This is a genomic window from Nocardioides immobilis, assembly GCF_003515065.1.
GTDB classification, from domain to species: Bacteria; Actinomycetota; Actinomycetes; order Propionibacteriales; family Nocardioidaceae; genus Nocardioides; species Nocardioides immobilis.
In genome coordinates this window covers 17,371-43,161 of the sequence record NZ_QXGH01000043.1, presented here as the reverse complement: position 1 = coordinate 43,161, position 25,791 = coordinate 17,371, and the positions used below count along the sequence as shown (strand labels likewise).

Sequence of the window (25,791 nt, the reverse complement as noted above, 5' to 3'; positions counted from 1 at the left end):
CATCGACCTGCCTGGCCTCGGGTGGGACACTCGGAATAGGCGGCAGAGTCGCTGACCTAGGTGGGATTCGGCATGGACTGGAACACCGTGAGGCCGCTTCGGCAGAGCCCGGGCATCACGACCACCCTCGCGCGTCTGGGTAATTCTCGTGAGCAGTTCGTCCTCAGACGGCTGGACCTGTCGATGACGTGGCCGTGGAGCCAGCAGTGGCTCGAGAGCGAGCTCGAGGCCACTCGAAGGGCACGGCTGCCACATGTCGTCCCGACGAACATCGCCCAGCGGGGTCACGACTACATCGACCTCGTCCGGCCCTACATCGCAGGGCTCGACCTACGCGAGTGGTCCGCCCAGCAGTCGCGTCAATCGAGCGACGCGTATCTGCCGCTGATGTGCGACCTGTTCTTCGCCTTGGCGCGCCTGCATCGAATGGGGATAGCGCACGGCGGAGTCAAACCCGCAAACATCCTGCTCGCCGAGGGCACGGACGAGCTGATCCTGCTCGACGCCAGCGTCACGAGGACCCAGCTCTCTGCACTGACCCATCCGCTGGAGGGGTCAGCGGCCCCGCACCTTCCAGCCGAACGACATGGACTAGCCCACCCCGCGGCGGGCTTCACCGCGGACATCTACGCGGCTGGATGGGTGCTCCTCGAGTCGCTGGCCGAGATCAACCGCACGGCCAGTGCCCTGCGGAGGGTGAACCCAACCGACGACAGTGGGACGGACCTGTCGCACCTGATCGACGTCGTCGGGGTCCCAGCAGCGCTGCGCCCCATCTTCCTGAAGCTGCTGGACCGCGAGTCTGAGCTGCGCTACCAGTCCGCCGAGGATGTCCTCGCTGCCCTGGAGGCGGTCGTCGCGACCGGCAGCGCGCAGAGCGCGGCTGTCGATCCGTACACATCCCTCGTCCACGTGGAGCCGCCGCTGGTGGGTCGAGAAGGCGAGCTGGCCAAGCTGATGGCCTGCGCTGACGGCGCGACGCGCTCGACCGGATCAGTCGTGTGCTTGAGCGGCGATTCCGGAATGGGCAAGAGCCGCCTGCTCGACGCCGTGGTGGCGCATGCGGAGGCGTCGGGCACGATCGTGCTGCGTGCTGGTGCGTTCGACCATGAGCCGGCTCGCCCGCTCAGGCTGTTCGCTGCACCCTTCCGCGTCATCATCGACTACTTGACAGCGCATCCGCTCGCGGCGGAGCGAGTGCGCGGCGAGATGGGTTCGCTCGCTCCAGCGGCCGTCGAGCAGGCCCCTGAGCTTGCCGAAGCGCTGGGAGATCAACCGGGCTCCGATGCGATCTTCGCCGACAGCTCCGTGGCCGCCGGCCCCGCTGCGATCGCGCGGCTCCTCACTTCCGTCTTCACCGAAGAGAACCCCGGGTTGATCGTGCTCGACGATTGTCAGTGGGCAGACGATCTCAGCTGGCAAGTGCTCGCTCACCTGGCGGCGGCGATATCGAGGGAAGCCGCACGACCCGGAACCGGTGCGAATGTCTCGCTGATCTACTCGTGCCGGCCTGAGGCCGTTGCGCAAGCGTTGGCGTGGGGCTTGAACGAGATCGCCTTCGTCGAGCTCGAACCCTTGTCGGACCCCTTCACAGAACAACTCATCCGATCACTCAGCGACCACCTTCCATCCCGCGTCATCGCCTACGTCGTCGAACATTCCCACGGCAATCCCCTCGAGACACTCCTGGTGTTCCAGACGCTCATCGACTCCTCGGCCATGACACGCAAACGGGACCGCTGGATACTCGATGACGTCCGGATGGCGACGCTCCCGCCTCAGCAGCTGGCCCGAGACGGGAGCCCCGGCCCGGGGATCGAGCACGCGAAAACCGATTCCTTCCTTTCGCCCCGCCTGAGGCGATTGACGCCGGCAGCAGAGCACGCCGTCGGGCAGGGCGCCGTACTCGGGCGCCGGTTCTCGTCCCGCCTGTTGAGCACGTCCTTGGGAACGGGACTGGCGGAGGTCGAGCAGTACCTGCGCGAAGCAGTCGGGTGCGGAATCGTGCGCGGCATCGACGGAGATGCTGGTCGCGAGTATGAGTTCTCCCACGACCGGCTACGAGAAGCCGTGTTGCGCAACTTGACCGAGGACGCCCGCCGCGAGCTTCACCTGTGCGCCGCGCGAGCACTCGAGGCCGACGAGGTTCAGGCCGACTACGACATCGCCTACCACTTCGATCGTGCAGGTAGGGCCGAGTCGGCGCTGCCCTTCGCCCTGCGCGCGGGCGAGGCGGGTCTGAGGCGCAACGCGCTCGATGTCGCGGAACGAAACTTCAAGATCGCAGCAGCAGGAATGGCGCTGTGCGAGTCGACAGAGGACATCTCAGCGTTTCGGGTGTACGAAGGCTTCGGCACCATCCACCTGCTCCGCGGAAACTACGACCTCGCTGCCAAGGAACTTGCCAGCGCGCACGCTCTCGCGGGCATGCGCTCCAGACTTGATTCTGCGCGGATCGGGGCCCTGCTCGGTGAGCTTGCCTTCAAGACAGGGCGATTCGACGACGCGGAGCAATGGATGCAGGGCAGCTTGCAGGACCTGCACCTACGAATCCCTCGCAGCACTTCCCACGCGGCGCTACTGACGGCTGCCGAGCTGGGCCGACTCGTCCTTGGCTGGTGTGCTCGCCGGCTCGGGCGCGGGAAGTCGAGGCGTGGCACGGAGCGTGACCGCCTCGCTGCCCACATCCACACCCGTCGTGTCTATGAATGGTGGTTCGTCAGGTCACCCATCTGGGTCCTCCTGGGAGTGCTGCGCAGCGCGCGGTTCGCGAACCTTTCGGGCGGCATGCGTGAACGGGCGCAGGCGTACTCCAGCGTCGCCGTCATCTCCGGGACGGCGCCCGTACTGGCGCCGCTGGCGCTGCGTCTGGTCGAACGGTCGCTGCAGCTGCGCCAGTCGTCCGGCGACGGTTGGGGCATTGCCCAGTCTCACCATTTCAGGGGTTTCGTTCTGTATGCCGCCAACCGGTACGAAGAGGCGATCGAAGCCTTCGACGCCGCTGTCGCTGCGTTCGACATCTTCGGCGATCGATGGGAACAGGTCGCGGCCATGTGGCAGAAGGCGCTCTGCCTGGCACGACTGGGACGACTTCACGACGCAGGAGTGCTCGCACGCGACGCGTATTGGGAAGGCAAACGCAGGGGCGACCGGATCGGCGCGGGCACTGCCCTGGCGATCTGGGTCCAGTGCCTGCCCGGCGACGTGAACATCGAGACCATTGCTCGCGAAGTGCAGCTGACGGACCCCAGCGATCGCCACACCTTGGCGATGTTGCACGCAGCGCGGGCATGGCGCTTGATTCATACCAACCAACACGCGCCTGCCTTGGATGCCTTTCGCCAAGCAGATGAGCTGATCCGTGCGTCCGGCCTCCGCAATCACTTTCTCGCGCCCGTGCTGACCGCACATCTGCAGGCTCTTCGTCTGACGTGCGCCGCCGGTCCCGAAGTCTGGACCGAGGAGAGCCGCCAGCAGTCCAAGATCGCCCGACGGCTCCTGGCCCGTGCCCGTCGATCGGCGCTGGTGTTCGGTGGTGAGCGGCCAGCGGTCCTGAGAGAGTGGGCTTTGCGGCTCTTCTCTCGAGGGCACAAGAGGCGGGGACGCATCGTCTTGGAGGTGGCCGCCCGCTTCGCATCTCGCTACCGTGCGCACGGCGAGCTCGCCGCGTGCTCACTGGCCGCAACTCTCGCCGGGATTCATCCGCGCCGGGGACCGCTCAGCGGGCTGCCACCAGTGTCTCAACAGTGCCGGGTGCTGGGCATACACGTCGATGGTGCAGTCGTGAAGTCAGTCCAAGTACGCGACGCGTTCGCCAGTGCAGGTTCTTCGCGTCACGACGCCCTGCTCAATGCGGTGAATTCCATCGTGGCTTCGGATGACGCAGACGAGGTGCTCGACAAGCTCCGGGACGCAACCTTCGCCACGACGACCGCGCGTCGAGTCCAGATCCTCGAACAGGCGCCAACGCCCGACGATGAGGGCAGGCTCCCGAAGTCCGTTTCGGCGGGATCGGCGAGGGGTGGCGAGCCGTCCGACGAAGGCTGGGACATGAAGGTGACCGAGCGCCTCGCAATGCGAGTTGTCGAGGACGGGCCCCACGAGACCTCTGTCGTGGCCGCCTTCCCGCTTGGCGAAGGCGAGACTCACAGGTCGACCGTGGAGGTCCTGGCCGCACTGGCGGGCGCTGTCATCGAACGCGAGATCCTGCGCAGGGAATCCATGGAGCGAATGGTGGCGGTGCAAGAGGCCGAACGGGGGAGAATCGCACGCGATCTGCATGACGAGTTCGGCCACATCTTTGCCAGCGTGACGGAAAGGCTCAGCGCTCTGCAGGAGTGTGACAACCCGACCGCGCATCAGGTCGCGGCTGACATCAAGGGTCTTGTCCGCGAGGGAATTCAGGTGGCTCGATCCGTTGCCTGGTCCTTGCGTCCGTCGGGGCTCGATGATCTGGGTCTCTTCGGATGCGTCGAGCAGTACGTGGAGGACTGTCGCCAGATCTATCCGATCCGCATCGAGCTCACCACCACTCGTCAGCCACCGACTGTCCCATCATCCGTCGCCACCGCCATCTTCCGAATCGTGCAGGAGGCGCTGACCAACGTCGGTCGTCACAGCGGCGCCAGTGAAGCGAGCGTGATGGTCATCGCGTCAGGCAGCGCCTTGAGGGCCGTCATCGAGGACGACGGCAAGGGATTCGACGCCGAAGTCGCCGGTCAACGCAGATCGCTCGGTCTGATCGGGATGCGCGATCGTGCCCGGCTCGTGGGTGGGCGTTTGACGGTCGAGTCCCGTCCGGGACACGGCACCACGATCATGGTGGAGGTGCCGATCTCGCGATGATCAGCGTTGTGGTGTGCGACGACCATGGCATCATCCGCTCCGGGATAGCTCGTATCCTGGAGAAGACGGACGATTTCGAGCTGGTGTCAGCAGCACCTACTGGCGAGCTCTTGCTAGAGGCGGTGCGCGACTTCACGCCGGATCTAGTGGTGCTCGACATACGACTGTCTGACTGCAGCGGGCTGGACCTCCTCAAGCAGGTTCTCGCCATCGCGCCTGGCGTTCGCGTCGTCATGCTCAGCATGTACAGCGCCAAGGGCTACATCGAGAAGGCGAAGGCGGAAGGCGCGCGGGGCTACATCACCAAGGAGTGTCTGGACGAGGAGCTCGTGTCAGTCCTGCACGCCGTCATGACCGAGGAAGGATTCATCTCCTTCCGGTCCGCGGAGCCCGAGAAGCGCCTCGACGTCGACATCGATCTGCTGTCGTCGCGAGAGCTCGAAGTGATGGTGCTCATCGCCTCTGGGCTGACCAATGCCGAGATCGCCGATCGACTGACCGTCTCTCCGCGCACCGTCGAAAGTCATCGGGCCAGCATCCAGCGCAAGCTCCTGATCCGCACCCGAGCCGAGCTCGCGCTCGTCGCTCGCAATGCATTCCTCCTCGAATAGCGGTTCTGCATGCGAAACCGTGGGCGGTGCGAGGCGAACCTGAGTGGAGAAGGGTCTCGATCTCTCGTCTGATCGGCGTCCCCACCTGGTGACGAGTAGATCGTGCGGGTGAGCACCGAGGGGCGTCAATCCGTAGTTTTCCCGGATGCTGCGGCAGGGTGCGATCGCGTTAACTCCGAGTTGCTTGCACTATGCACCGACATTTCGAGGGAAGGCGCAGCGGATGACTGTGACAACGGAGAACGCAGGACGCACCATTGAAGCCAATGGCATCGCCACCCACTACCACGATGTCGGTTCCGGCGATCCTGTCCTGCTCCTGCACGGGTCTGGGCCGGGCGTCTCGGCCTGGGCGAACTGGCAGCGCGTAATCCCGCCACTCGCCGAGAGTCACCGCGTGCTGGCCCTGGACATCGTCGGCTTCGGGCACACGGATCGCCCGGCAGACATTCGCTATTCGCTGCAGACGTGGGTCGATCACGTGTGGGGCTTCCTCGATGCACTGGGGATTGAACGTGCTTCGATCGTGGGCAACTCCCTGGGCGGACGGATCGCCGTGGCCATGGCCATCCAGCAGCCCGAGCGAGTGTCGAAGATGGTGCTGATGGGGTCGCCCGGGCCGGGCATGACGCCGAGCGAGGGCCTGATCGCCCTGCGGGGGTACGAGCCCTCCTACGAGGCGATGCGAGAGCTGCTCGTCACCTACTTCGCCGTCGATCCCACCATCATCACGCCGGAGCTCGTGCAGATCCGGCACGAGGCCAGCGTCGCACCCGGAGTCCATGAGACCTATCGGGCGATGTTCTCCGATCCCGAGCACTCGGGCGCCGATCTCGCGTTCAACCTCGACGAGCTGGCGCAGCTCGCCACGCCGACCCTGATCGTCCACGGCCGTGAGGATCGGGTGATCCCACTCGAGTCCGGGATCAGCATGCTGACCACGCTCCCGAACGCTGACCTCCACGTCTTCAGCCGATGCGGTCACTGGACCCAGATCGAGCGCTCCGGCGAGTTCGTGGCTGTCGTCGACCAGTTCCTGTCGAGCTGACGTCATCGACCGCACGGCGCCCAACAACACACAGACCTGCCGAACACACGGCGCCCATAAGGAGTACTCAAGGTGAGTGTCAGCATCACGGTGGCCACGACGGGGCCGATCGCGTCGAAGAAGGACAACCCGTCGTTGCCCACCCAACCCGATGAGATCGCCGAGGAAGTCCACGCAGCATTCCTGGCCGGCGCGTCGGTCGCCCATGTGCACCTCAGGGATGCCCAGGATCGGCCGACCGCTGACCTGAACATCGCACGGGAGACGATGGAAAGGATCGCTGAGCGCTGCCCGATCCTCATCCAGCTGTCCACCGGTGTCGGCCTCGACGTCTCGTTCGAGGAGCGCGAGCGACTCGTCGAGCTGCGGCCGCAGATGGCGACCTTGAACCCGTGCAGCATGAGCTTCGGAGCAGGGGAGTTCCGCAATCCGCCGGCTGACGTCGAGCGGATGGCGCGCCGCATGAACGACCTGGGCGTCAAGCCCGAGCTCGAGATCTACGACACCGGTCACCTGGAGGCGGCCCTGCGGCTGCGTGATGCCGGCGTGCTGACGAGCGAGCCGATGCAGTTCTCCATCGTGCTCGGCGTGCGGGGCGGCATGGCAGCCACTCCCGCCAATCTGATCACCATGGTGGAGCGGCTCCCCGAGGACTGCGTCTGGCAGGTCATCGCCATCGGCCGGGCCAACCTCGAGCTGACAGCGATGGGCATCGCGCTGGGTGGCAACGCCCGGGCCGGACTCGAAGACACCCTCTTCCTGCGCAAGGGAGAGCTCAGCCAAGGGAACCTGCCCCTGGTCCAACGCGCCGTCGATGTGGCGAGGGCACTGGACCGGCCCATTGCCACCCACGACGAGACCGCCAAGGCGCTCGGCATCGGTGTCCCTGCGCGATGACGCGAAACCTGCCAAGAAGCTCGTAAGCGTGGTCCCCGCCGCGCACCGACATTCAGCACCGAAATCACGTCGAGAGGACCACCGACCAATGTCAACGACACACGCCACTGAGCAGGCGCTTGCGCCCTTCGAGAGCCGGGCCATCGTCGGCTCCATGGACGGGGCAGTCGCCGTCCTGTCGCTGGGGCTGGCCCCCTACAACCTGATGGACAAGGAGATGAACGACGAGCTCATCGCGGCCCTGGAGTGGGCGCGCGAGCAGAGCGCGCGTGCGGTCGTGCTGCGAAGCTCGCTGCGTCACTTCTCAGCCGGCGCGAATCTCGACGACATGCTCCTCGAAGCCGACGAGTCCGAGGTTCTCGATTGGGGATTCGTCGAAACCCTGCAGGCGTTCTCCGAGTTCCCTGCGCCCATCATCGCCAGCGTGAACGGCGTCTGCGTCGGTGGCGGCTTCGAGCTGGCCCTGGCCTGCGATCTCATCATCGCCTCCGAGTCGGCCAAGATCGGCTCGGTGGAGGTCACCGTCGGACTGCAGCCGCTGATGGGGGCGGTCCAACGTCTGACGCAACGGGCCGGCGCAGCGCGCGCGCGGGAGATGGTCATGCTGGGCAGGCGCTACCCAGCCAGCACGCTCGAGCGCTGGAACGTGATCAACTGGACCGTCCAAGACGAGAGTCTTGACGACGCGACGATGGTGATCGCCCAGGAGCTGGCCCACGGACCGACGGTGGCCAACGCGGCAAGCAAGCGCCTCGTGGCGATCGCCGTCGATCAGGGCGTCAAGGCTGCCGACGAGGCCATGCTCGAGGTCCAAGGAGCTGTTCTCGGGTCCGCCGACTTCCGCACCGGTGTCCGTTCCTACCGTGAGAACGGCGTCGGTATGGCGCAGTTCGAAGGAGCCTGAGCGATGTCCTCGAGCCTGCCCCTCACGGGTGTCAAGGTTGTCGACTTCTCGCGAGTGCTGGCGGGACCCCACTGCGCGAAGACCCTTCTCGACCTTGGCGCCGACGTTGTCAAGCTGGAACCACCTGGTGGTGACCTGTCCCGACGCGCCTACCCCAACGACGGCGGTGTCTCGGGCTACTACGCCCAGCAGAACGCCGGCAAGCGCAACATCAGTATCGACCTGACCGTCCCGTCTGCACGAGAGGTCGCTCTTCGACTCTGCGACGAGGCCGATGTCATCGTCGAGAACTTCCGCCCCGGCGCACTTGCGGCGTTCGGGCTCGACTACGCGTCCGTGTCCGCACGGAACCCAGGTGTCGTCTACGTCTCGATCAGCGGCTACGGCCAGCACGGACCATCGCGGTCCCGGATGGCGTACGCACCCACCGTGCAGGCCGAGACCGGACTGACGGCGACGACCGCGGCGCACTTCGGTCATGACGACCTCCGCAGTGATTCGTTGTCGCATGCCGATGTCTATTCGGGCCTGCACGCCGCGATCGCCGTCCTGGCATGCCTGGCCCAGCGAGAGCGCACCGGGCGTGGCGAGTACATCGATGTCGCCATGGCAGCGGTGATGCTGTCGATCAACGAGCGGGTCCACGTGGAGCTTGCCGACGACGATCTGGGAGAGGAACGTCCCATCCTCGGCGCAACCGACGGGCCGTTCCTCCTCGGTCCCGGGGGCGAGCGTTTCGCCAGCCCCATGAGCTTCGTGGGCAGCATGTCGTTCCCGCTGTACCTGGCAGCGATGCGGCGCGCCGACCTGGCCGACGACCCTCGCTTCCTGACCCCGGAACTTCGACTGCAGCACATCGACGACCTCCGCCGCATAGTCCAGGACTGGATCTTGACCTTCGCCGACATGGAGTCGCTCGACGCTCAGCTGGACGAAGCAAAGATCGCGACCGGCCAGGTCCGCACCGTGCGCGAGTTCGCGGACAGCGATTGGTCCAGCGCATGGAGCGCTGTCCGCACGGTGAGTGCAGGCTCTGGCCAGAAGTACCGGATCCCGGGGCGCCCCTGGCACTTTGCGGACACGGTCGGGCCGGTTGAGGACCAGTTCGTGCCTCGCCAGGGCGAGGACAATGCCGAGATTCTCGCCGAGCTCGGATTCAGCGACTCGGAGATTGCCGACCTCTCTCGTGCGGGTGTCACGGTGGAGGCACCGCGGACCAGCGAGATCGCCGAGAGGGTGGCAGAGCTCTCATGAGCTCGCCGGACCGGACCGCGGTGGCGGGGGCGCGTGCCGTCCCGGCTGGTCCGGTCGTGCCGCGGCGTGGCCCCGACGGCATGAGCCCCGCGGCGCGGCAGCTGGCGCGGGACGCGGTGCGGTCGTCGATGCCGTTCAAGACGTTCTCGACGTTCGGCGACTTCTACGCCTTCGTGGGCAAGGTCTTCGCCCAGATGTTCACCCGCAAGTTCCACTTCCGGGAGTTCGTCTCGCAGGCCTGGTTCATCGCGACGGTGTCCTTCTGGCCGGCGTTGTTGGTGGCGGTCCCGTTCTGTGTGGTGTGCGTCTTCCAGATCAACCAGGTACTCATCCAGATCGGAGCCGTCGATCTGGCGGGTGCCGGCGCGGCGGTGGCGGTGGTCCGTGAGATCGGCCCGATCGTGAGTGTCCTAGTGGTCGCAGGTGCGGGCGCGACCGCGATCTGCGCCGACCTCGGCTCGCGCAAGATTCGCGAGGAGATCGATGCCCTTGTGACCCTGGGCATCGACCCCATCGAGCGGCTGGTGGTGCCGCGGGTGGTGGCGTCGACCCTCGTCGGCATGGCGCTGAACGGGATGGTGACGATTGTCGGGCTGGTGGGTGGCTACTTCTGCTCTGTGGTGCTCCAAGGCGCCACGCCCGGTCTCTACCTCTCCGAGCTGACGCTTCTCGTCGGCCTCCCGGACTTCTTGGCCTCGGAGCTGAAGGCCGGGGTCTTCGGTCTGCTGGCCGGTCTGACGGCCTGCTATCTGGGCCTCAACGCCAAGGGCGGTCCCAAGGGTGTCGGGGAGGCCGTGAACCAGACCGTGGTCTTCGCCTTCATGCTGCTTTTCGCCGCCAACAGCGTGATCACGGCGCTGTTCTTCCAGTTCAAGGGAGCCTGACGTGGCAGCCTCGCGCGCGGATCTGATGCGCCACCTCGCACGCCCGACCGAGTCGCTGCGTGATCTCGGCGACCAGCTGGCCTTCCACGGCAACGCCTACTCGCACTTGCCGAGGGCCCTCAAGCAGTACCCCAAGGAGATCGTGCGGCTCTTGGCCGAGGTGTCGTTGGGCTCCGGAGCCCTGGCCCTGATCGGCGGCACGGTGATGGTGATCGGGTTCCTGACTGCCGCTTCCGGCTTCGAGGTCGGGGTGCAGGCCTACACCTCCTTCGACAACATCGATGTCTCGGTGATGTCGGGGTTCTTTGCCGCGTACTTCGACACCCGGGAGATCGCCCCACTGATCTCGGGGATCGCACTGACAGCGACGGTCGGAGCGGGCTTCACCGCCCAGATCGGGGCGATGCGGGTCAGTGAGGAGATCGACGCGCTGGAGGTGATGGCGGTGCACCCGGTGCCCTACCTGGTCACCACTCGGATCATCGCCGGTCTGATCGCCGTGGTGCCGCTGTTCGCAATCGCGTTGCAGCTGTGCTGGCTGGCGACGTACCTGGTGGTGGTCGTCGGCTATGACCAGGCGCCTGGTACCTACGCGCACTACTTCGGAACCTTCCTCGTCCCGGGGGACATCTTCCTGGCGATGGTGAAGGTGATGCTCATGGCGCTGGTCATCATGTCGATCTGCTGCTACCACGGCTTCCGTGCCTCGGGCGGGCCTGCGGGGGTGGGCGCGGCTGTTGGCAAGGCTGTCCGTTCGTCACTGGTCTGCACGATGTTCGTCGACCTGTTCTTCGCCGTCGCCGTCTGGGGTGGACCGACGGTCCACATCGCCGGGTGAGCGGGAGGCGTTGGCGATGACTCATCTCAACCCGCACCGGATCGACCGTCAGGTCGTCTACGGGTTCCTCTTCCTCGGCCTGGTCGGGCTGCTCATCCTGGGCACCATCGCCCACTACCGCGGCGCCTTCGAGGACAACGTCGTGGTGACCGTCGAGGCCGACCGCGCGGGCCTGACCCTGGCCAAGGGCGCGGCGATCAAGCTGCGCGGCGTCGAGATCGGCCGGGTGGGCGAGGTCGAGGACGACGGGGGGACCGTCATGATCGGCCTCGAGATTGACGAGGACAAGATCGACCAGGTGCCCGCCGACGTCACGGCACAGATCGTGCCGCCGACCGCGTTCGGCGCGAAGTACGTCCAGCTGACAGAGCCGGACGGGAGCACTGCGGAGCCGATCGAGGCCGGTGCGGTGATCCCGGGCACCCGGGTCACGGTCGAGGTCGACGAGGCGTTCGAGAACCTCACCCAGGTGCTCGACGTGGCCCGGCCTGCGGAGGTCAACGCGGCGCTCACCGCAGCGGCCGGTGCCGTGGACCAGCGGGGCGCGCTGATCGGGGAGCTGATCAGCCAGACCGATGCCTACCTCGTGTCCTTCAACCCCGCGCTGCCCACGCTGAGCGAGGACCTGCGGGTCGCCGACGACGTCCTCGACGTCTACGAAGCGGCTCGCCCGGACCTGGTCAGCACCCTCGACCAGACCGGGGACATCTCCGACACCCTGGTCCGCCAGCGGGCGTCGCTGCGGGCGCTCGAGGTCAGCCTGACCACGTTCGGCGACGAGGCCGACGTGCTGCTGCGGAGCTCGGAGGAGGGCATCGTGACCTCGCTGAACCTGCTCGAGCCGGTCAGCCGCACGCTGGAGCGCTACTCGCCCGAGCTCCCTTGTCTCGTCCTCGGTCTCGCGTCCCTTAACCAGTTCGCGGAACGTGCGGTCGGTGGCATCCATCCTGGCCTCTACGCATTGACACGGCTGATCCCGGCGCGCGACCCGTACGCCTACGAGGAGAACCTGCCGCTGCTCGGCGAGGACCGGGGTCCGGCCTGCTACGGCCTCCCGTACGTGACGCCCGCCGAGGCCGAGCGACCCCCGCCGTACCTCCACACCGGGGCGAACCCCTACGTCGGTCCCCAGCCCACGCCCGACCAGGCCGCGCTCGACACCCTGCTCGGGCTGCTCGCGGGAGGGGCGAGCCTGCCATGAAGCTGAGCGTCGAACGCAAGAGACAACGCGCCGACCTGGCCAAGCTGACCGGGTTCCTGGTGCTGGCCGCGGTCGTCACGGTGTGGGTCGCGGCCATCACCGGTGAGTACCGGCCAGCGGACCGTGAGGGCTATCAGGCCGTCTTCGACGACGTCTCCGGGCTGACGGTCGGCGACGACGTGCGCATCGCCGGTGTCGACGTCGGGAAGGTCAAGGAGATCGACGTCCAGGACGACAACACGGTGCTCGTGGCGTTCGACGTCCGCAGCGACCAGGAGCTGACCACGGCGACCCGGGCGACCATCCAGTACCGCAACCTGACCGGTGACCGCGTCGTGCAGCTCACCCAGGGCCGTGAGTCCGCGGAGGTGCTCGATGTCGGCGGAACGATCCCTGTTGACCAGACCGCGTCGGCGCTCGACCTGGACACCCTGCTCAACGGGTTCCGGCCGCTGTTCGCGGGCCTGAGCCCTTCGGAGATCAACGGTCTGTCGGGGCAGCTGGTGCAGGTCCTCCAGGGCCAGCAGTCGGCGGTCGCCACGCTCGTCGGCCGCGTCGCGTCCTTCACCGGCACGATCGGGAGTCGGGAGGAGCTGCTCGGTCAGGTGATCCGCAACCTGAACAGCGTGCTGGGCGCGGTCGATGAGAGCTCGGGGTCCCTCGGCGCGCTGATCGACGGGCTGGACGCGCTGGTCGTGGGCCTCGACAAGCAGGACACGCAGCTCCTCGATGCTGCGGTCGACATCGACCGGTTCGCACGGGAGACCTCGGCGTTGCTGGCCGGCGCGCGCGGCGACGCACGTGACGACCTCGCCGCACTGATCGTGGCCGCCCGCGGTCTCAACAAGGAGTCCGCGACGCTCGAGGAGGTGCTGGCGGCGCTGCCTCCTCACTACCGCGCCATGCAGAACGTGGCGTCCTACGGCGACTTCCTGAACTTCTTCCTGTGCGGTGTCCGGGTCCGGACCGACCTGGCGACCAGTCCGTGGCAGTTCTCCGGGGCCGAGAGGTGCCAATCATGAGCCGGCGGAGTCCTGACCGGATCGCGGTCCGAGGTGTCATCGGCACGGTGACGCTGGTGCTGGTCGTGGTCGCTGCCTTCAACATCAACCGGCTGCCGCTGATCGGCAACAGCGACGTCATCCACGTGCAGTTCGCCGAGGCGGCCGGCTTGGGCAGCGGCGACGCGGTGATGATCTCGGGGGCGCGGGTCGGCAAGGTCCGCGAGGTGCGGATCGAGGACGAGTACGTCGTCGCGGACATCGTCCTCACCGACGGCGACATCGAGCTCGGCGATCGCACCGAGGCCCGGATCATCACCATCACCCTGCTCGGCCGCGCTGCCGTCGAGCTCGATCCCCGTGGCTCCGGTGAGCTCGAAGCTGGCGAGACGATCCCGGTCGACCGGACCTCGTCGCCGTACAACCTGACCAGCACGCTCAACCAGCTCACCGAGACCACCGCCGAGATCGACAAGGAGCAGCTCGCCGAGGCGCTCGAGGAAGCGTCGGCGACCCTGAGTGCGAGCAGCCCCGATCTCGGGCCGGCTCTTAACGGCATCACCGCGCTGTCGTCCGCGGTCTCCGCCAACGACGACGAGCTCCGCTCGCTCGTCGACCGGGCCGACCGGGTGACGGCCGTCCTCGCCGGCCGTGACGAGCAGATCGCCTCCCTGCTCGGCGCAGGCCGATCGCTGCTCTCGGAGGTGCACGCCCGCCAGGACGTCGTCATCAGTCTGCTGCACAGCGCCCGGGAGCTCTCCGCCCAGCTGCGGCTGATGATCCGCGACACCGACGACGTGCTCGGTCCGGCGCTGGAGGAGCTCGATGACGTGGTCGATGTCCTTAACAAGAACAAGGCGAACCTGCAGGGCACCATCACCGGGCTCCGCGGCTACGTCACGGCGTACGGCGAAGCCGTGTCGAGCGGCCCGTGGTTCGACGTCTACCTCCAGAACCTCACCTCGCCGGCGACGCTCGCTCCGATCCTGTCGGGGGTCACGCAATGAACAGGCTGATGAGATCGATGAAGCCCCGTCGCGCTGTGGTGATTCTGTTGATTGCCGCTGTGGTCGCTGCCAGTGCCTTCGTGTGGCTCGGCGACAACAGCAACACGACGATCCAGGCGCGCTTCACCAGCACCGAGGGTCTGAACGTCAACGACGACGTGAAGGTGCTCGGCGTCTCCGTCGGCAAGATCACCGCGATCGAGAACGACGGCGACGACGTGCTGGTCACCATGGAGGTCGACGCTGACCAGCCGATCCCTGCCGATGCCCGCGCCGCGATCGTCTCGCCCAGCCTGGTCAGCGGCCGGTTCGTCCAGCTCGCGCCGGTCTTCACCGGCGGCGAGCGGCTCGAGGACGGCGCCACCATCGACGTCGAACGCACCGCGGTGCCGGTCACCTTCGACGACGTCAAGCAGCAGCTGACCGACCTCGCCACGACCCTCGGCCCCGCCAAGGGCAAGCGCGGGGGCGCGCTGGCGACCACCATCATCGCCCTCGAACAGAGCCTGAAGAACGGCAACTCCGGCCGGTTGCGGACCGCCATCGCCGACCTTCACGACGCCGCGACCGCGCTCTCCGACGGCCGCTCCGACCTGTTCAGCACGATCGACAACCTCGACGCCTTCACCCGCAACCTCGCGCTCAACGACGCCGCGCTCCGGGGCTTTACCGACGAGCTCGACGCCGTCGGTACGACGCTCGCGGTCAACCGTTCCACGCTGCGCGGGGCGATGCGCGACCTGGGGGAGGTGCTCGGGATGACCGAGCACTACCTCGACCGGCACCACGGCCGGCTCACCGGCGCGCTGAAGGACCTCAACCTGCTCGCCGCTGCTCTGGCCGACCGGTCCAACGAGTTCGCCGGTGTCCTGCACGTGGCCCCGCACGCGCTCATCGACCTCCACAACACCCTCCAGGACCAGGCGCTCACCGGGCAGGTGAACGGGGCCGGCTTCGACAACGGCGCGCAGTTGCTCTGCGGTGCGCTGCTCGGGACGGGTGCGACCAGCCAGCAGTGCCGCGACGCGCTCGAGCCGCTGCTCGACCTGGTCGGCCTTGGGCCGGGAGGTGTCCGGTGAGGGCCCGGCGGACCGCTCTCCGCCGGCTGCTGCCTGGCGGCATCGCCCTCGTGCTCCTCGGTGCCGGGTGCGCGATCCAGCCCAACGACAACACGCTGCCCGGGCAGACGGCGGTCGGGGACGACGGCTACACGGTCGAGGTCCACTTCGACCAGATCGAGAACCTGGTGCCGAACTCCACGGTGCAGATGGACAACGTCGTGATCGGCACCGTGGCGTCGATCGACACCGCGGACTGGCAGGCAGTCGTCGAGCTCCGGTTGCTGGACGACACACCGGTGCCGGAGAACGCGGTGTTCTCGATCGGGCAGAAGACCCTGCTCGGCGCGCAGTACGTCGAGGTCGTCGCGCGGCGCCAGCAGAGCGGGAGCAGTCTCGCCGACGGCGACGTCGTACCGGTCGATCAGACGGGCACCTACCCCGCCACCGAGCAGGTGCTGGGCGCCGTGGCGCTCCTCCTCAACAACGGCGGGCTCTCGCAGATCAGCACCATCACCGGCCAACTGTCCACCGCGCTCCAGGGCCGGGTGCCGGACGCCAGAGGCCTGATCCGGCACACCAACGACCTCCTCGCGGTCCTGGACAGCAACCGCGAGGAGATCGTCGCGGCGCTCGAGTCGCTGGACGCGCTGAGCGCAGGCCTCCGTAGCGACCAGGACCGGCTCGTCTCCGCCATCGACCGCATCACCCCCGGGCTCCGGATCCTGGAGGAGGAGCGCGAACGGCTCGTGAGCGCGGTGACGAACACCGCCCGTACCAGCAACCGTGCGGTCCGCGTCGTCCGCGCGAGCGAGTCGGCCCTGCTGGCCAACCTCGACGCGCTCGGCCCGATCCTCACCAACCTCGGCCGCGTGAGCGGGTCGCTGCCCGAGGCCCTGAAGTTCGGGATCAGTCTCCCGTTCCCCGCGATGACGGGCAGCAACGCGTTCAAGGGCGACTACCTGAACCTGTTCACGACCTTCGACCTGCGGGGGTCGACGCTCGCCGATGCCTGGCTCGGCGGGCTCCCGCCGGCCCTTCAGGGCGGCGACCCGGTCCAGGACCCGCTGACCACGCCGGATCCCGGCCAGGACGAGGACCCGGCGGGGGGTCTGGGCGGCACCGTCGACGGCCTGCTCGACAACCTCAACCTGGGTGACAAGCAGGACAAGCCCGACAAGAACTCCTCCGACGACCCGAGCGGCTGCCTGCTCTCAGCGCTAGGACTCTGCCCATGATGCTCACCCCCCTGATCAAGCGACAACTGCGGATCTTCGTCGTCATCGCGGTGGGCGCCCTCGGGCTCACGTTCTTCTCCTACGCCAAGGTTCCGACCATGGTCGGTATCGGCGTCTACGACGTGCACGTCGACTTCGCCGACGCCAGCGGCCTCTACCCCAAGGCGCAGGTCACCTACCACGGCGTGAAGGTCGGCAGAGTCGCCGACCTCGAGGTCAGCGACAACGGCGCGATCGCGACCCTGCGCATCGACAACGACATCGACATAGCCGCTGACGCGACGGCCGAGCTGCACAGCACCTCCGCCATCGGCGAGCAGTACGTCGACCTGGTTGCCGAGGACGGCGACGGACCGTTCCTCGACGACGGCGCCGAGATCCCCCGGGACCGGGCGGTCGAGATGCCCCAGATCACCCCCGTGCTCGACCGGCTCAACCGGTTGCTGGCGGCGGTGCCACGGGGCCAGACCCGGCGCGTGCTGAGTCAGGTCGGCGACGGCTTCGCCGGCACCGGCCCCGACATCGGCGGACTCATCGACGCCTCGGGACGGCTGCTCACCGAGGCCCAGGCCAACATCGAGGCGACCACCTCGCTGGTCGCGGCTCTCGAGCCGGTGCTGGCGACGCAGCAGGACCTCGGACCCACCACCCGCAGCTACGCTGCCGCGCTCAACGACCTCACCGCCGCACTCGCCGCCGAGGACAGCGCCGACCTGCGCACGCTCCTGCGGTCCGGCCCCGGGGGGCTGGACGCGCTGACCAGGACCGTCACCGACCTCCAACCGACGCTGCCGATGCTGCTCCACAACCTGACGACCAACGCCCAGGTGCTCAACACCTACCTCCCGGACCTTCGCCAGCTGCTCGTGGTCTACCCGGCCACGATCGCGCGGATGCAGGGAATGACGAACCCGAACATCGAGGGCGGTTACGTCACGCTCGGCCTCCGGACCGGTTTCAACGATCCACCGAGCTGCTCGACGGGTTACCTGCCGCCGGACCGCCGTCGGAGCCCCAGCGTCACCACTGCCCGCCCGGTGGACACGCTCGCCCACTGCGACGTGGCGGCCGATGACCCCAGGGCGGTCCGCGGGGCCAGGAACCTACCGTGCCCGAACTCGACCGGACGCGGGCCGCTCCCCGAGGACTGCGGCTTGACGTTCCGCGGCGGGCGGTGGCCCGAGACGAGCGGCACCGTCGCCTACGACCTCGCCGTCGGGGACGGCGCAGATCGCGGGAAGACCGAGGAGCTCGACGTAAGCGAAGGCAAGGGAGAAGACCTGTGGAAGATCTTGGTACTGGCACCGCTGGCAGTCCGATGAGCAAGCGGGCGCTGAGGAAGCCGTTCTCTGAGCTGCGCGTGCGGGTCTCCTGGCAAACCGGACTCCTCGCCCTGGTCGTTGTCGCCCTGCTGGCCGTGGCCGGCCACCGCGCGCTCGCCTGGCAGGACGAACGGCAGCGCGCGACCGACGAGAAGGACGCGGCCGCCGCGGCCACGGCCGAGGTGGAGGGCCTGATCGAGGTCAGCGGCGCCACCTCGGAGCAGGACCTGGACAAGCTCCTCGACGGCGCCACCGCCGAGTTCCGCACCGAGCTCGAGGCGCAGGCCGACCGCCTGCGCAAGGCGTTGTCGAAGAACAAGGTGACGGCGACCGGTGACGTGGTCTCCGCCGGTGTGGTGAACCTCGAGGACGGGCGCGCGACGGTCATCGTCGCCGCGGTCGGCACCGTCGAGAACGACCAGACCGCCGAGGCGGAACCCCGCAACTACCGGCTGCGCGTCGATCTCCAGCAGGACGACGACCGCTGGCTGGTCTCAGGACTGGAGTTCGTGGCATGAGCAAATCCCGACTTGTCGCGCTCGGCGTGGTGCTGGTCGCGCTGGCGTTGGCACTGTTCGCCGGCGTGCAGGCACACCGCGCCGCTGCGGCGTCCGATGCCCGTGCCGACGCGCTCGACGCCGCCAAGACGCGCGTCCCCGTCCTGCTGAGCTATGACAAGGCCACCCTGTCCGGGGACCTCGACCGGGCGCTCGACCAGACCACCGGCTCCTTCACCGACGACTACGAGAAGATCCTCACCGAGGTGGTCGAGCCCACCGCACAGCGGCGCGGCATCAGCACCAAGGCAGCGATCAGCGCCGCCGGCGTCGTCTCGGGCGACCGCGACGAGGTCGTCGTACTCCTCTTCCTGACGCAGACCACCACCGCCAAGGGAGACCGGTCGTCGGTGTCCGGCAGCCGGGTCGAGGTCACCATGGCGCGCGTGGGTGATGACTGGAAGATCGCAGGGCTGAAACCAGTCTGAGTGCCAGGCATGCGGTCAGGTCAGCGACCAACGCGTTGCCGGTGGGCACGTGTGAGGGTGGCGGTGAGGGCAGCGGCAGCCGCGCGGAGCGGTGCGACGTGGGCTTCCGGGCGGAACCGGCTGGTCGGTCCGGTGATGCTGATGGCGGCCAGGAGCTCCTCGCCGGCTCCGAAGACCGGCGTGGCGACGCAGTTGATGCCGGGGGCGGACTCCTCGTGCTCGAACGCGACACCGGTCTGGGCGACCTTGGTCAGCTGGCGACGCAGCAGACCCGGGGCAACGATCGTGTGGGGGGTGCGGCGCTCCAGCGGCGCGGAGAGAACCTCTCGGCGCAGCGCGGGGTCGCTGTGCGCGAGCAGGGCCTTGCCGATGGCCGTGCAGTGGAGCGGCATCCGGCCACCCGCGCGGGATGGTGCGCGGGCCTGCCGGTGGCCGCCGATCTTGGCGATGTAGACGACCTCGTGGCCCTCCCGCACGCCGAGGTGCACGGTCTCGTGGGTTCGCTCGTAGAGGTCCTGCAGGAAGGGCATCGCGACCTCGAGCAGGTTGCGCTCGAGTGAGGCCCGCATCCCCAGCTCGAAGAGCCCCCCGGAGAGCCGGTAGCCGCCCACGACCCGGTCGAGCAGCCGGTTGGTGACCAGCTCGCCGGCGAGGCGGTGCACGGTGGCCTTGTGGAGCCCGGTCCGCCGGACCAGTTCGGCCAAGGGCACGGACTGGTCGTCGACCCGGAAGGCACGGAGGATCGCCACTGCCTTGCCCAGCACGGTGTCGAGACCTGCATTCTCCTCCACCCGAGCATCGTATCGCTCAGCGAGACGACTCGCTGGTCATCGTGGCGAGCCCGGCCGCACAGTTGACGCCATGACGCAGACCCCCACCTCCACCGACACCGGTGTCGCCGCGGCGGCGGCCCGGCTCGCCCGGGCCGCGGAGTCCGGCGTACCGTGCCCGCCGGTCCGCGACCTCATCGGGCGCGACGACGTCGCCACGGCCTACGCCGTGCAGCAGGTCCTCACCGCGCGAAGAACCGAGTCCGGGGCGCGGGTCGTGGGCCGCAAGATCGGGTTGACCTCACCTGCGGTTCAGCGGCAGCTCGGGGTGGACCGACCCGACTTCGGCGTGCTCTTCGACGACATGGCCTTCCGCGGCGGCGACACGATCCCGGTAGATCTCGTCATGCAACCGCGGGTCGAGGCGGAGATCGCCTTCGTGCTGGGCGAGGATCTCGCCGGCGGCCCGCTGGACGCGGCACAGGTGCGCCAGGCGACCGGGTACGTCGTCGCGGCGCTCGAGGTCTGCGGCAGCCGCATCGAGAACTGGGACATCAGCTTCGGCGACACCGTGGCCGACAACGCCTCCGCCGGAGTGTTTGTCCTCGGCCCCCGACGGCTCACCCTGACCGAGGTGAACCCCGTGGAGGTGGAGATGTCGATGACCATCGACGGCCAGGAGGTCTCGACCGGGAACGGCACTGCCTGCCTCGGCGACCCGGTCGAGGCGGTGGTGTGGCTCGCCCGGACCGCGGTGGAGCTCGGCCAGCCGCTGCGTGCAGGGGACGTGGTCCTGTCCGGCGCGCTCGGGCCCATGCGACCGGTCGTCGCCGGGAACGTCGTCAAGGCCAACCTGACCGGCCTCGGTGCCGTCACCGTGACATTCAACGAAGGAGCAGCTTCATGACCAGGACGAAGGTGGCCATCATCGGCCCAGGCAACATCGGCACCGACCTGATGATCAAGGTGATGCGCACCAGCCAGCATCTCGAGATGGCGGCCATGGTCGGCATCGACCCCGAGTCGGACGGCCTGGCGCGCGCCGAGCGGTTCGGTTTCCAGTCCACCCACGAGGGTGTCGAAGGACTGATGGCCCTGCCCGACTTCGACGAGATCGAGATCGTCTTCGACGCCACCTCGGCCAAGGCGCACGAGTACAACGCCTCGAAGCTGCAGCCCCTCGGCAAGCGCCTGATCGACCTGACTCCCGCCGCCATCGGACCTTACGTCGTCCCCGCGGTCAACCTGGAGGAGCACCTCGACGCCCCCAACGCCAACATGGTGACCTGCGGTGGCCAGGCCACCATTCCGATCGTGGCCGCGATCAGCCGGGTCGTCCCGGTCAACTACGCCGAGATCGTCGCCTCCATCGCCTCCAAGTCCGCCGGCCCTGGCACTCGCGCCAACATCGACGAGTTCACCGAGACGACCTCCGCAGCGATCGTGGAGGTCGGCGGCGCGGAGCGGGGCAAGGCGATCATCATCCTCAACCCCGCTGAACCGCCGCTGATCATGCGCGACACCGTCTTCGCTCTCGTCACCGCGCCCGACCCGGCCATCCAAGAGGAGATCCGGCAGAGCGTCGACAAGATGGTCGCAGACGTGGCCGCGTACGTCCCCGGCTACCGCCTCAAGCAGAAGATCCAGATCACCGAGATCTCTGCCGATCAGCCCGTCGGGACCCTCCTTGCCGAGAGCTCCCAGCAACCGACCCACCAGGTGTCGGTGTTCCTCGAGATCGAGGGTGCCGCGCACTACCTTCCGGCCTACGCCGGCAACCTCGACATCATGACCTCGGCCGCACTGCAGGTCGCCGAGCGCATCGCCGCAGCCAAGGAGGCCACCCAGTGAGCACCCCCATCTTCGTCCAGGACGTCACCCTGCGCGACGGCATGCACGCCGTCCGCCATCGGATCACCCCCGAGGACGTCCAGCGCATCGTCATCGCCCTCGACGATGCCGGAGTCGATGCCATCGAGGTCGCCCACGGCGACGGCCTCTCCGGCTCATCGGTCAACTACGGTCCCGGCAGCAACACCGACTCGGAGTGGATCGAGGCCGCTGCCTCGGTGCTGAAGAACGCCCGACTCACCACCCTGCTCATCCCCGGCGTCGGGACCATCCACGACCTCCAGCACGCCTACGAGTTGGGCGTCCGCTCGGTCCGCGTGGCCACACACTGCACCGAGGCCGACATCTCCGCCCAGCACATCGCCGCGGCCCGCGAGCTCGGCATGGACGTCTCTGGATTCCTGATGCTCTCCCACATGGCCCCGGCCGAGGAGCTGGCGAAGCAGGCCAAGCTGATGGAGTCGTACGGCGCCCACTGCGTGTACGTCACCGACTCCGGTGGCCGACTGACCATGAACGACGTCGCTGCCCGGGTGCTGGCCTACCGTGACGTGCTCGACCCGGCCACCGAGATCGGCATCCACGCCCACGAGAATCTCTCGCTCAGTGTGGCCAACTCCGTGGTCGCGGTCGAGAACGGCGTCTACCGCGTTGACGCCTCCCTCGCCGGTCAGGGTGCGGGTGCCGGGAACTGCCCCATCGAGGCATTCATCGCCGTCGCCGACCTGGCGGGCTTCGAGCACGGCTGCGACCTCTTCAAGCTGCAGGATGCCGCCGACGACATCGTCCGCCCGCTCCAGGACCGCCCCGTCCGCGTCGACCGCGAGACCCTCACCCTTGGGTACGCGGGCGTGTACTCCTCCTTCCTCCGCCACGCCGAGATCGCGGCCGAGCGGTACGGCGTCGAGGTGCGCGATCTGCTCATGGAGTGCGGTCGTCGCCGGCTCGTCGGCGGCCAGGAGGACATGATCTACGACATCGCGCTCACCAGCGTCGCCGAGCACCAGGCATCCTCCGTCTGATCGGCGTGGGTCTCTCGCCCCGGTCCGATCCCATCTCGGCCACGCTCGCGCGCGGCGAGTTCCGGTGGGGGTTCACCACAACATCGTTCTGCTCGGTCTTTCGTAGATCCGCCTGCTTGAAGAGCCGCCCGCCGTCTACCTGTCGTCGTCGCTGGTGTTACGCCAGGCGCGACAGCCGGTGCGCTTCCTCGAGCAGCAGCCTGCCCAGTCCTGGCTGTCGCTCCTTCCGGAATCGCTGCTCCACGCCGGTGAGCGTCAGTGCCCATTCCGGCCGTCCGGCCTTGTCGAAGACAGCGGCTGCCATGCCCCACGAGCCCTCGACGACGTGACCGGGGTTGAGCGACCAGCCGGTACGACGGGTGGCGGCCAGGCGCTTGCGGATCTCGGTCTCGGAGTGCTGGGATCCCCACGCGCCGATGAGGTCGGCGCGTGCGAAGAAGGCGTCGATGTCGCGGTCCGGCAAGTGGGCCAGGATGGCGATGCCGGCCGAGACCACGCCGAGCGGGAATCGGGCGCTCTCGTAGAGCACGTAGGAGCGGATGGGGAAGTCGCCGTCCTCGCGGAGAAGGACGACCGTCTCGTCGCCGCGCCGCACGGAGAAGAAGGCGCTCTCGCCGGTCTCCTTGGCCAGCCGGTGGACGCTCGCCCGGGCTTCGTTGGTCAGGTCGTAGCGGGTGGCGGCGGCCATGCCGAGGACGTAGGTCTCCGGGCCGAGGTGCCAGCGGCCGGTCGCGGGGTCGCGGTCGGCCAGGCCCTCGGCGGCGAGGGACTCCAGCAGCCGGTGTGTGGTGGCGCGCGGGACCGACGTGGCGTGCGAAAGATCCGTTGTCGTCGTACCGCCCTCGCGCTGGGAGAGCGCGCGCAGCAGTGCAGCCACCTTCTCGACGACGCCGGGTGCGCGCTCCACGGAACGATGCTACGTCCACTCAATGGACGCGGTCGAGTACAGGCATCCGCCGAGCGGCCAGTTTCTTGACTGATGCATGGGAAAGGCGGGACAACTGGTGTATCCGCTGAGCAGACGACCAGACACAGGAGGATGCCGTGACGAAGCAGGTGGCCGACCCGGGGGCCGCGGTCGCGGCACGGGTGTGGGACGGGATGACGATCGCCGTTGGCGGCTTCGGACTCTGCGGAATCCCGCGCGACCTGATCGAGGCTGTGCGCGGCAGTGGCGTGCGCGACCTGACGATTGTCTCCAACAACATGGGTATCGACGGCAAGGGCCTCGGGCTGCTGCTGGAGAACAACCAGGTATCCAAGGTCGTGGCGTCGTACGTCGGTGAGAACAGGCTGTTCGCCCAGCAGTACCTCGACGGGGTGCTCGAGGTGGAGTTCTGTCCGCAGGGCACGCTCGCCGAGCGGTTGCGTGCCGGTGGTTCGGGCATCGCGGGGTTCTTCACCCGCACCGGGGTCGGCACCGAGGTCGCGGAGGGCAAGCCGCACCAGGTGTTCGACGGCGTGACCTACGTCCTCGAGCGAGGCATCGTCGCGGACCTCGCGCTGGTCCACGCCGCGGTCGCGGACGCGGAGGGCAACCTGCGCTACCGGGCGACCGCCCGCAACTTCAACCCGCTGGTCGCGATGAGCGGCCGGGCCTGCGTCGCCGAGGCGGAGCAGGTCCTCGACGGCTTCCTCGACCCGGACGAGGTGATGACGCCGGGCATCTTCGTCGACGCAACGGTGGTCGCGAGCGACCGGCCCAAGGACATCGAGCAGCGCGTCGTCCGGCCTCGGCCGGTTGCCGCCGGAGTGGGAGCCTGACATGGCCTGGAGCCGTGAGGAGATGGCGGCGATCGCTGCCCGGGAGCTGAACGACGGCGACTACGTCAACCTCGGCATCGGCATCCCGACGCTGGTGGCCGATCACCTGCCGCCCGGTGTCAGCGTGATGCTGCAGAGCGAGAACGGCCTGCTGGGCATGGGCCCTGCGCCGTACGCCGGTGAGGAGGACGCCGATCTCGTCAATGCCGGGAAGCAGACGGTCACCACGGTGCCGGGCGCATCGTTCTTCGACTCGGCGACCAGCTTCGCGATGATCCGGGGCGGTCATGTCGACATCGCGATCCTCGGGGCACTCCAGGTCGCTGCCAACGGTGACCTGGCGAACTGGATGGTTCCCGGCAAGCTGGTCAAGGGCATGGGCGGGGCGATGGACCTCGTTGCCGGCACCCGGCGGGTCGTGGTCGTCACGGACCACGTCGCCAAGGACGGCACGCCCAAGATCGTCGAGCGGTGCACACTCCCGCTCACCGGAGCCGGCGTGGTCGATCGGATCATCACCGATCTCGCCGTGATCGACGTGACCGACGAAGGCCTCATCCTGCGGGAGGTCGCGCCAGGCGTCGACTCCGAACAGGTGCGCTCCCTGACCGGTGCCGCACTCGACGAGGCCGTGTCGGGTACGAGCGGGTAGTCGAGGACGGCCGGATGCATGCGGTTGTCACGCCTACTCGGACCACAACCTGGTGATCTCCAACGTGCCGGCAACCAGCGAGACGCTCTACTCCAACGGCGCCGAGATGACCGACATCTATCCGGTGTCGATGATCTCGGAGGGTCAAGCCATGAACATCACGCTGACGCGGTACGCCGACCAGATGACCTTCGGCATCGTGGGCGACCGCAAGGCACTGCCGAGCCTGCAGCGGATGCTGGTCCACCTCGACGAGGCGCTTTTGGCATTGGAGAAGTCGGTCGCGGGCTGACGGCCCGCGCGGTCGACCGGTCCGGCCGGGTTCCGGCGCTTCGCCGGCCCGGAGATAGCCGGTGTCGACCCCGCCTCCCGCGCGGCGGGGTACGTCTCAGGGTTCAGGCGAGCACCAGATGGTGACTCGCAAAGTCTGGCGATTAGGTCACGCATTGGTCACGGATTGAGTGACGGCCACTGAAAGCCAGTCACGACGGGTGAGTGATGTATGCCCAGGTCAGGGGCCGTTTCGCTTGCCCTATTCATCGGCTGTGCATCGTTCAGATCGGCGGTTCGGTCAGACCGGCCACCTTCGCGCGGGCTTCCAGAGGCACGATTCGACCTCTGGCCTGGCGGGAGATCCGC

Annotated in this window: 24 protein-coding genes; 22 read left to right on the top strand and 2 right to left on the bottom strand. The window is 68.0% G+C overall.

Going from position 1 to position 25,791, the window contains the following annotated elements; all coding sequences use genetic code 11:
- The first annotated feature begins 72 nt into the window (after nucleotides 1-72).
- The 16 genes from D0Z08_RS28815 to D0Z08_RS28740 all read left to right on the top strand — a co-directional run bounded on the left by D0Z08_RS28815 (nucleotide 73) and on the right by D0Z08_RS28740 (nucleotide 19,093).
- On the top strand, nucleotides 73-4,845 hold the full coding sequence (locus tag D0Z08_RS28815) for an AAA family ATPase (protein ID WP_118928736.1): 4,773 nt from the start codon (nucleotides 73-75) through the stop codon (nucleotides 4,843-4,845).
- Nucleotides 4,842-5,456, top strand: a complete 615-nt coding sequence (locus tag D0Z08_RS28810; protein WP_118928735.1) for a response regulator transcription factor — start codon at nucleotides 4,842-4,844, stop codon at nucleotides 5,454-5,456. Before D0Z08_RS28815 ends, D0Z08_RS28810 begins: the two co-directional genes overlap by 4 nt.
- A 223-nt stretch (nucleotides 5,457-5,679) precedes the next feature.
- Entirely contained in the window at nucleotides 5,680-6,504 is an 825-nt protein-coding gene (locus D0Z08_RS28805) for an alpha/beta fold hydrolase (protein WP_118928734.1), read from the top strand.
- Nucleotides 6,505-6,576: 72 nt separating this feature from the next.
- Nucleotides 6,577-7,401 carry a beta-keto acid cleavage family enzyme gene (locus D0Z08_RS28800; protein ID WP_118928733.1) on the top strand — a complete coding sequence of 275 codons (825 nt, stop codon included), beginning with the start codon at nucleotides 6,577-6,579 and terminating at the stop codon, nucleotides 7,399-7,401.
- A complete protein-coding gene (locus D0Z08_RS28795; protein WP_220454428.1) occupies nucleotides 7,385-8,305 on the top strand; it encodes an enoyl-CoA hydratase/isomerase family protein in 921 nt (306 codons plus the stop codon). Before D0Z08_RS28800 ends, D0Z08_RS28795 begins: the two co-directional genes overlap by 17 nt.
- 3 nt (nucleotides 8,306-8,308) lie before the next feature.
- Entirely contained in the window at nucleotides 8,309-9,559 is a 1,251-nt protein-coding gene (locus D0Z08_RS28790) for a CaiB/BaiF CoA transferase family protein (RefSeq protein ID WP_118928732.1), read from the top strand.
- On the top strand, nucleotides 9,556-10,443 hold the full coding sequence (locus tag D0Z08_RS28785; RefSeq protein WP_245994608.1) for an MlaE family ABC transporter permease: 888 nt from the start codon (nucleotides 9,556-9,558) through the stop codon (nucleotides 10,441-10,443). The genes D0Z08_RS28790 and D0Z08_RS28785 overlap by 4 nt, the downstream gene beginning before the upstream one ends.
- 1 nt (nucleotide 10,444) lies before the next feature.
- Nucleotides 10,445-11,281 (top strand): MlaE family ABC transporter permease, encoded by an 837-nt coding sequence (locus D0Z08_RS28780; RefSeq protein ID WP_425454079.1) that lies wholly within the window; start codon nucleotides 10,445-10,447, stop codon nucleotides 11,279-11,281.
- A 16-nt stretch (nucleotides 11,282-11,297) separates the two neighbouring features.
- Nucleotides 11,298-12,482: an MCE family protein gene (locus D0Z08_RS28775; RefSeq protein ID WP_147381573.1), complete on the top strand. Its 1,185-nt coding sequence runs from the start codon at nucleotides 11,298-11,300 to the stop codon at nucleotides 12,480-12,482.
- Nucleotides 12,479-13,504, top strand: a complete 1,026-nt coding sequence (locus D0Z08_RS28770) for an MCE family protein (protein ID WP_118928730.1) — start codon at nucleotides 12,479-12,481, stop codon at nucleotides 13,502-13,504. The genes D0Z08_RS28775 and D0Z08_RS28770 overlap by 4 nt, the downstream gene beginning before the upstream one ends.
- The gene (locus D0Z08_RS28765; RefSeq protein ID WP_118928729.1) at nucleotides 13,501-14,490 is read left to right on the top strand and encodes an MCE family protein; all 990 of its coding nucleotides are present in this window, start codon (nucleotides 13,501-13,503) and stop codon (nucleotides 14,488-14,490) included. The genes D0Z08_RS28770 and D0Z08_RS28765 overlap by 4 nt, the downstream gene beginning before the upstream one ends.
- A gap of 8 nt (nucleotides 14,491-14,498) precedes the next feature.
- A complete protein-coding gene (locus tag D0Z08_RS28760) occupies nucleotides 14,499-15,569 on the top strand; it encodes an MCE family protein (protein ID WP_182481559.1) in 1,071 nt (356 codons plus the stop codon).
- Nucleotides 15,566-16,786, top strand: coding sequence for an MCE family protein (locus D0Z08_RS28755; RefSeq protein WP_182481558.1), 1,221 nt, complete (start codon nucleotides 15,566-15,568; stop codon nucleotides 16,784-16,786). The genes D0Z08_RS28760 and D0Z08_RS28755 overlap by 4 nt, the downstream gene beginning before the upstream one ends.
- Nucleotides 16,783-18,108, top strand: coding sequence for an MCE family protein (locus D0Z08_RS28750; RefSeq protein WP_118928726.1), 1,326 nt, complete (start codon nucleotides 16,783-16,785; stop codon nucleotides 18,106-18,108). The genes D0Z08_RS28755 and D0Z08_RS28750 overlap by 4 nt, the downstream gene beginning before the upstream one ends.
- Nucleotides 18,105-18,626, top strand: a complete 522-nt coding sequence (locus tag D0Z08_RS28745) for a hypothetical protein (protein ID WP_118928725.1) — start codon at nucleotides 18,105-18,107, stop codon at nucleotides 18,624-18,626. The genes D0Z08_RS28750 and D0Z08_RS28745 overlap by 4 nt, the downstream gene beginning before the upstream one ends.
- Nucleotides 18,623-19,093, top strand: coding sequence for a h domain protein (locus tag D0Z08_RS28740; RefSeq protein ID WP_118928724.1), 471 nt, complete (start codon nucleotides 18,623-18,625; stop codon nucleotides 19,091-19,093). The genes D0Z08_RS28745 and D0Z08_RS28740 overlap by 4 nt, the downstream gene beginning before the upstream one ends.
- Nucleotides 19,094-19,113: 20 nt before the next feature.
- Here the strand turns inward: D0Z08_RS28740 and D0Z08_RS28735 are convergent, their stop codons facing one another.
- Nucleotides 19,114-19,884, bottom strand: coding sequence for an IclR family transcriptional regulator (locus D0Z08_RS28735; RefSeq protein ID WP_118928723.1), 771 nt, complete (start codon nucleotides 19,882-19,884; stop codon nucleotides 19,114-19,116).
- A 70-nt stretch (nucleotides 19,885-19,954) separates the two neighbouring features.
- Between D0Z08_RS28735 and D0Z08_RS28730 the strand changes: the two genes are divergently transcribed.
- Genes D0Z08_RS28730 through dmpG form a run of 3 tightly spaced genes read left to right on the top strand, consistent with a single transcriptional unit; the run spans nucleotide 19,955 to nucleotide 22,736 of the window.
- Nucleotides 19,955-20,770 (top strand): 2-keto-4-pentenoate hydratase, encoded by an 816-nt coding sequence (locus tag D0Z08_RS28730; protein ID WP_118928722.1) that lies wholly within the window; start codon nucleotides 19,955-19,957, stop codon nucleotides 20,768-20,770.
- Nucleotides 20,767-21,714: an acetaldehyde dehydrogenase (acetylating) gene (locus D0Z08_RS28725; RefSeq protein WP_118928721.1), complete on the top strand. Its 948-nt coding sequence runs from the start codon at nucleotides 20,767-20,769 to the stop codon at nucleotides 21,712-21,714. The genes D0Z08_RS28730 and D0Z08_RS28725 overlap by 4 nt, the downstream gene beginning before the upstream one ends.
- Entirely contained in the window at nucleotides 21,711-22,736 is a 1,026-nt protein-coding gene (dmpG, locus tag D0Z08_RS28720; protein ID WP_118928720.1) for a 4-hydroxy-2-oxovalerate aldolase, read from the top strand. The genes D0Z08_RS28725 and dmpG overlap by 4 nt, the downstream gene beginning before the upstream one ends.
- 157 nt (nucleotides 22,737-22,893) lie before the next feature.
- On the opposite strand, the gene D0Z08_RS28715 is transcribed toward dmpG, so the two are convergent.
- Nucleotides 22,894-23,643 carry an IclR family transcriptional regulator gene (locus D0Z08_RS28715; protein WP_118928719.1) on the bottom strand — a complete coding sequence of 250 codons (750 nt, stop codon included), beginning with the start codon at nucleotides 23,641-23,643 and terminating at the stop codon, nucleotides 22,894-22,896.
- 137 nt (nucleotides 23,644-23,780) lie between these two features.
- On the opposite strand from D0Z08_RS28715, the gene D0Z08_RS28710 reads away from it, so the two are divergent.
- From D0Z08_RS28710 to D0Z08_RS28700, 3 genes are read left to right on the top strand one after another with little or no spacing between them, the layout of a single operon-like run.
- Entirely contained in the window at nucleotides 23,781-24,500 is a 720-nt protein-coding gene (locus tag D0Z08_RS28710; RefSeq protein ID WP_245994607.1) for a CoA transferase subunit A, read from the top strand.
- A 1-nt stretch (nucleotide 24,501) separates the two neighbouring features.
- On the top strand, nucleotides 24,502-25,152 hold the full coding sequence (locus D0Z08_RS28705; protein ID WP_118928718.1) for a CoA transferase subunit B: 651 nt from the start codon (nucleotides 24,502-24,504) through the stop codon (nucleotides 25,150-25,152).
- Nucleotides 25,112-25,444, top strand: coding sequence for a WS/DGAT domain-containing protein (locus D0Z08_RS28700; RefSeq protein ID WP_118928717.1), 333 nt, complete (start codon nucleotides 25,112-25,114; stop codon nucleotides 25,442-25,444). Before D0Z08_RS28705 ends, D0Z08_RS28700 begins: the two co-directional genes overlap by 41 nt.
- The last annotated feature ends 347 nt before the right edge of the window (nucleotides 25,445-25,791 follow it).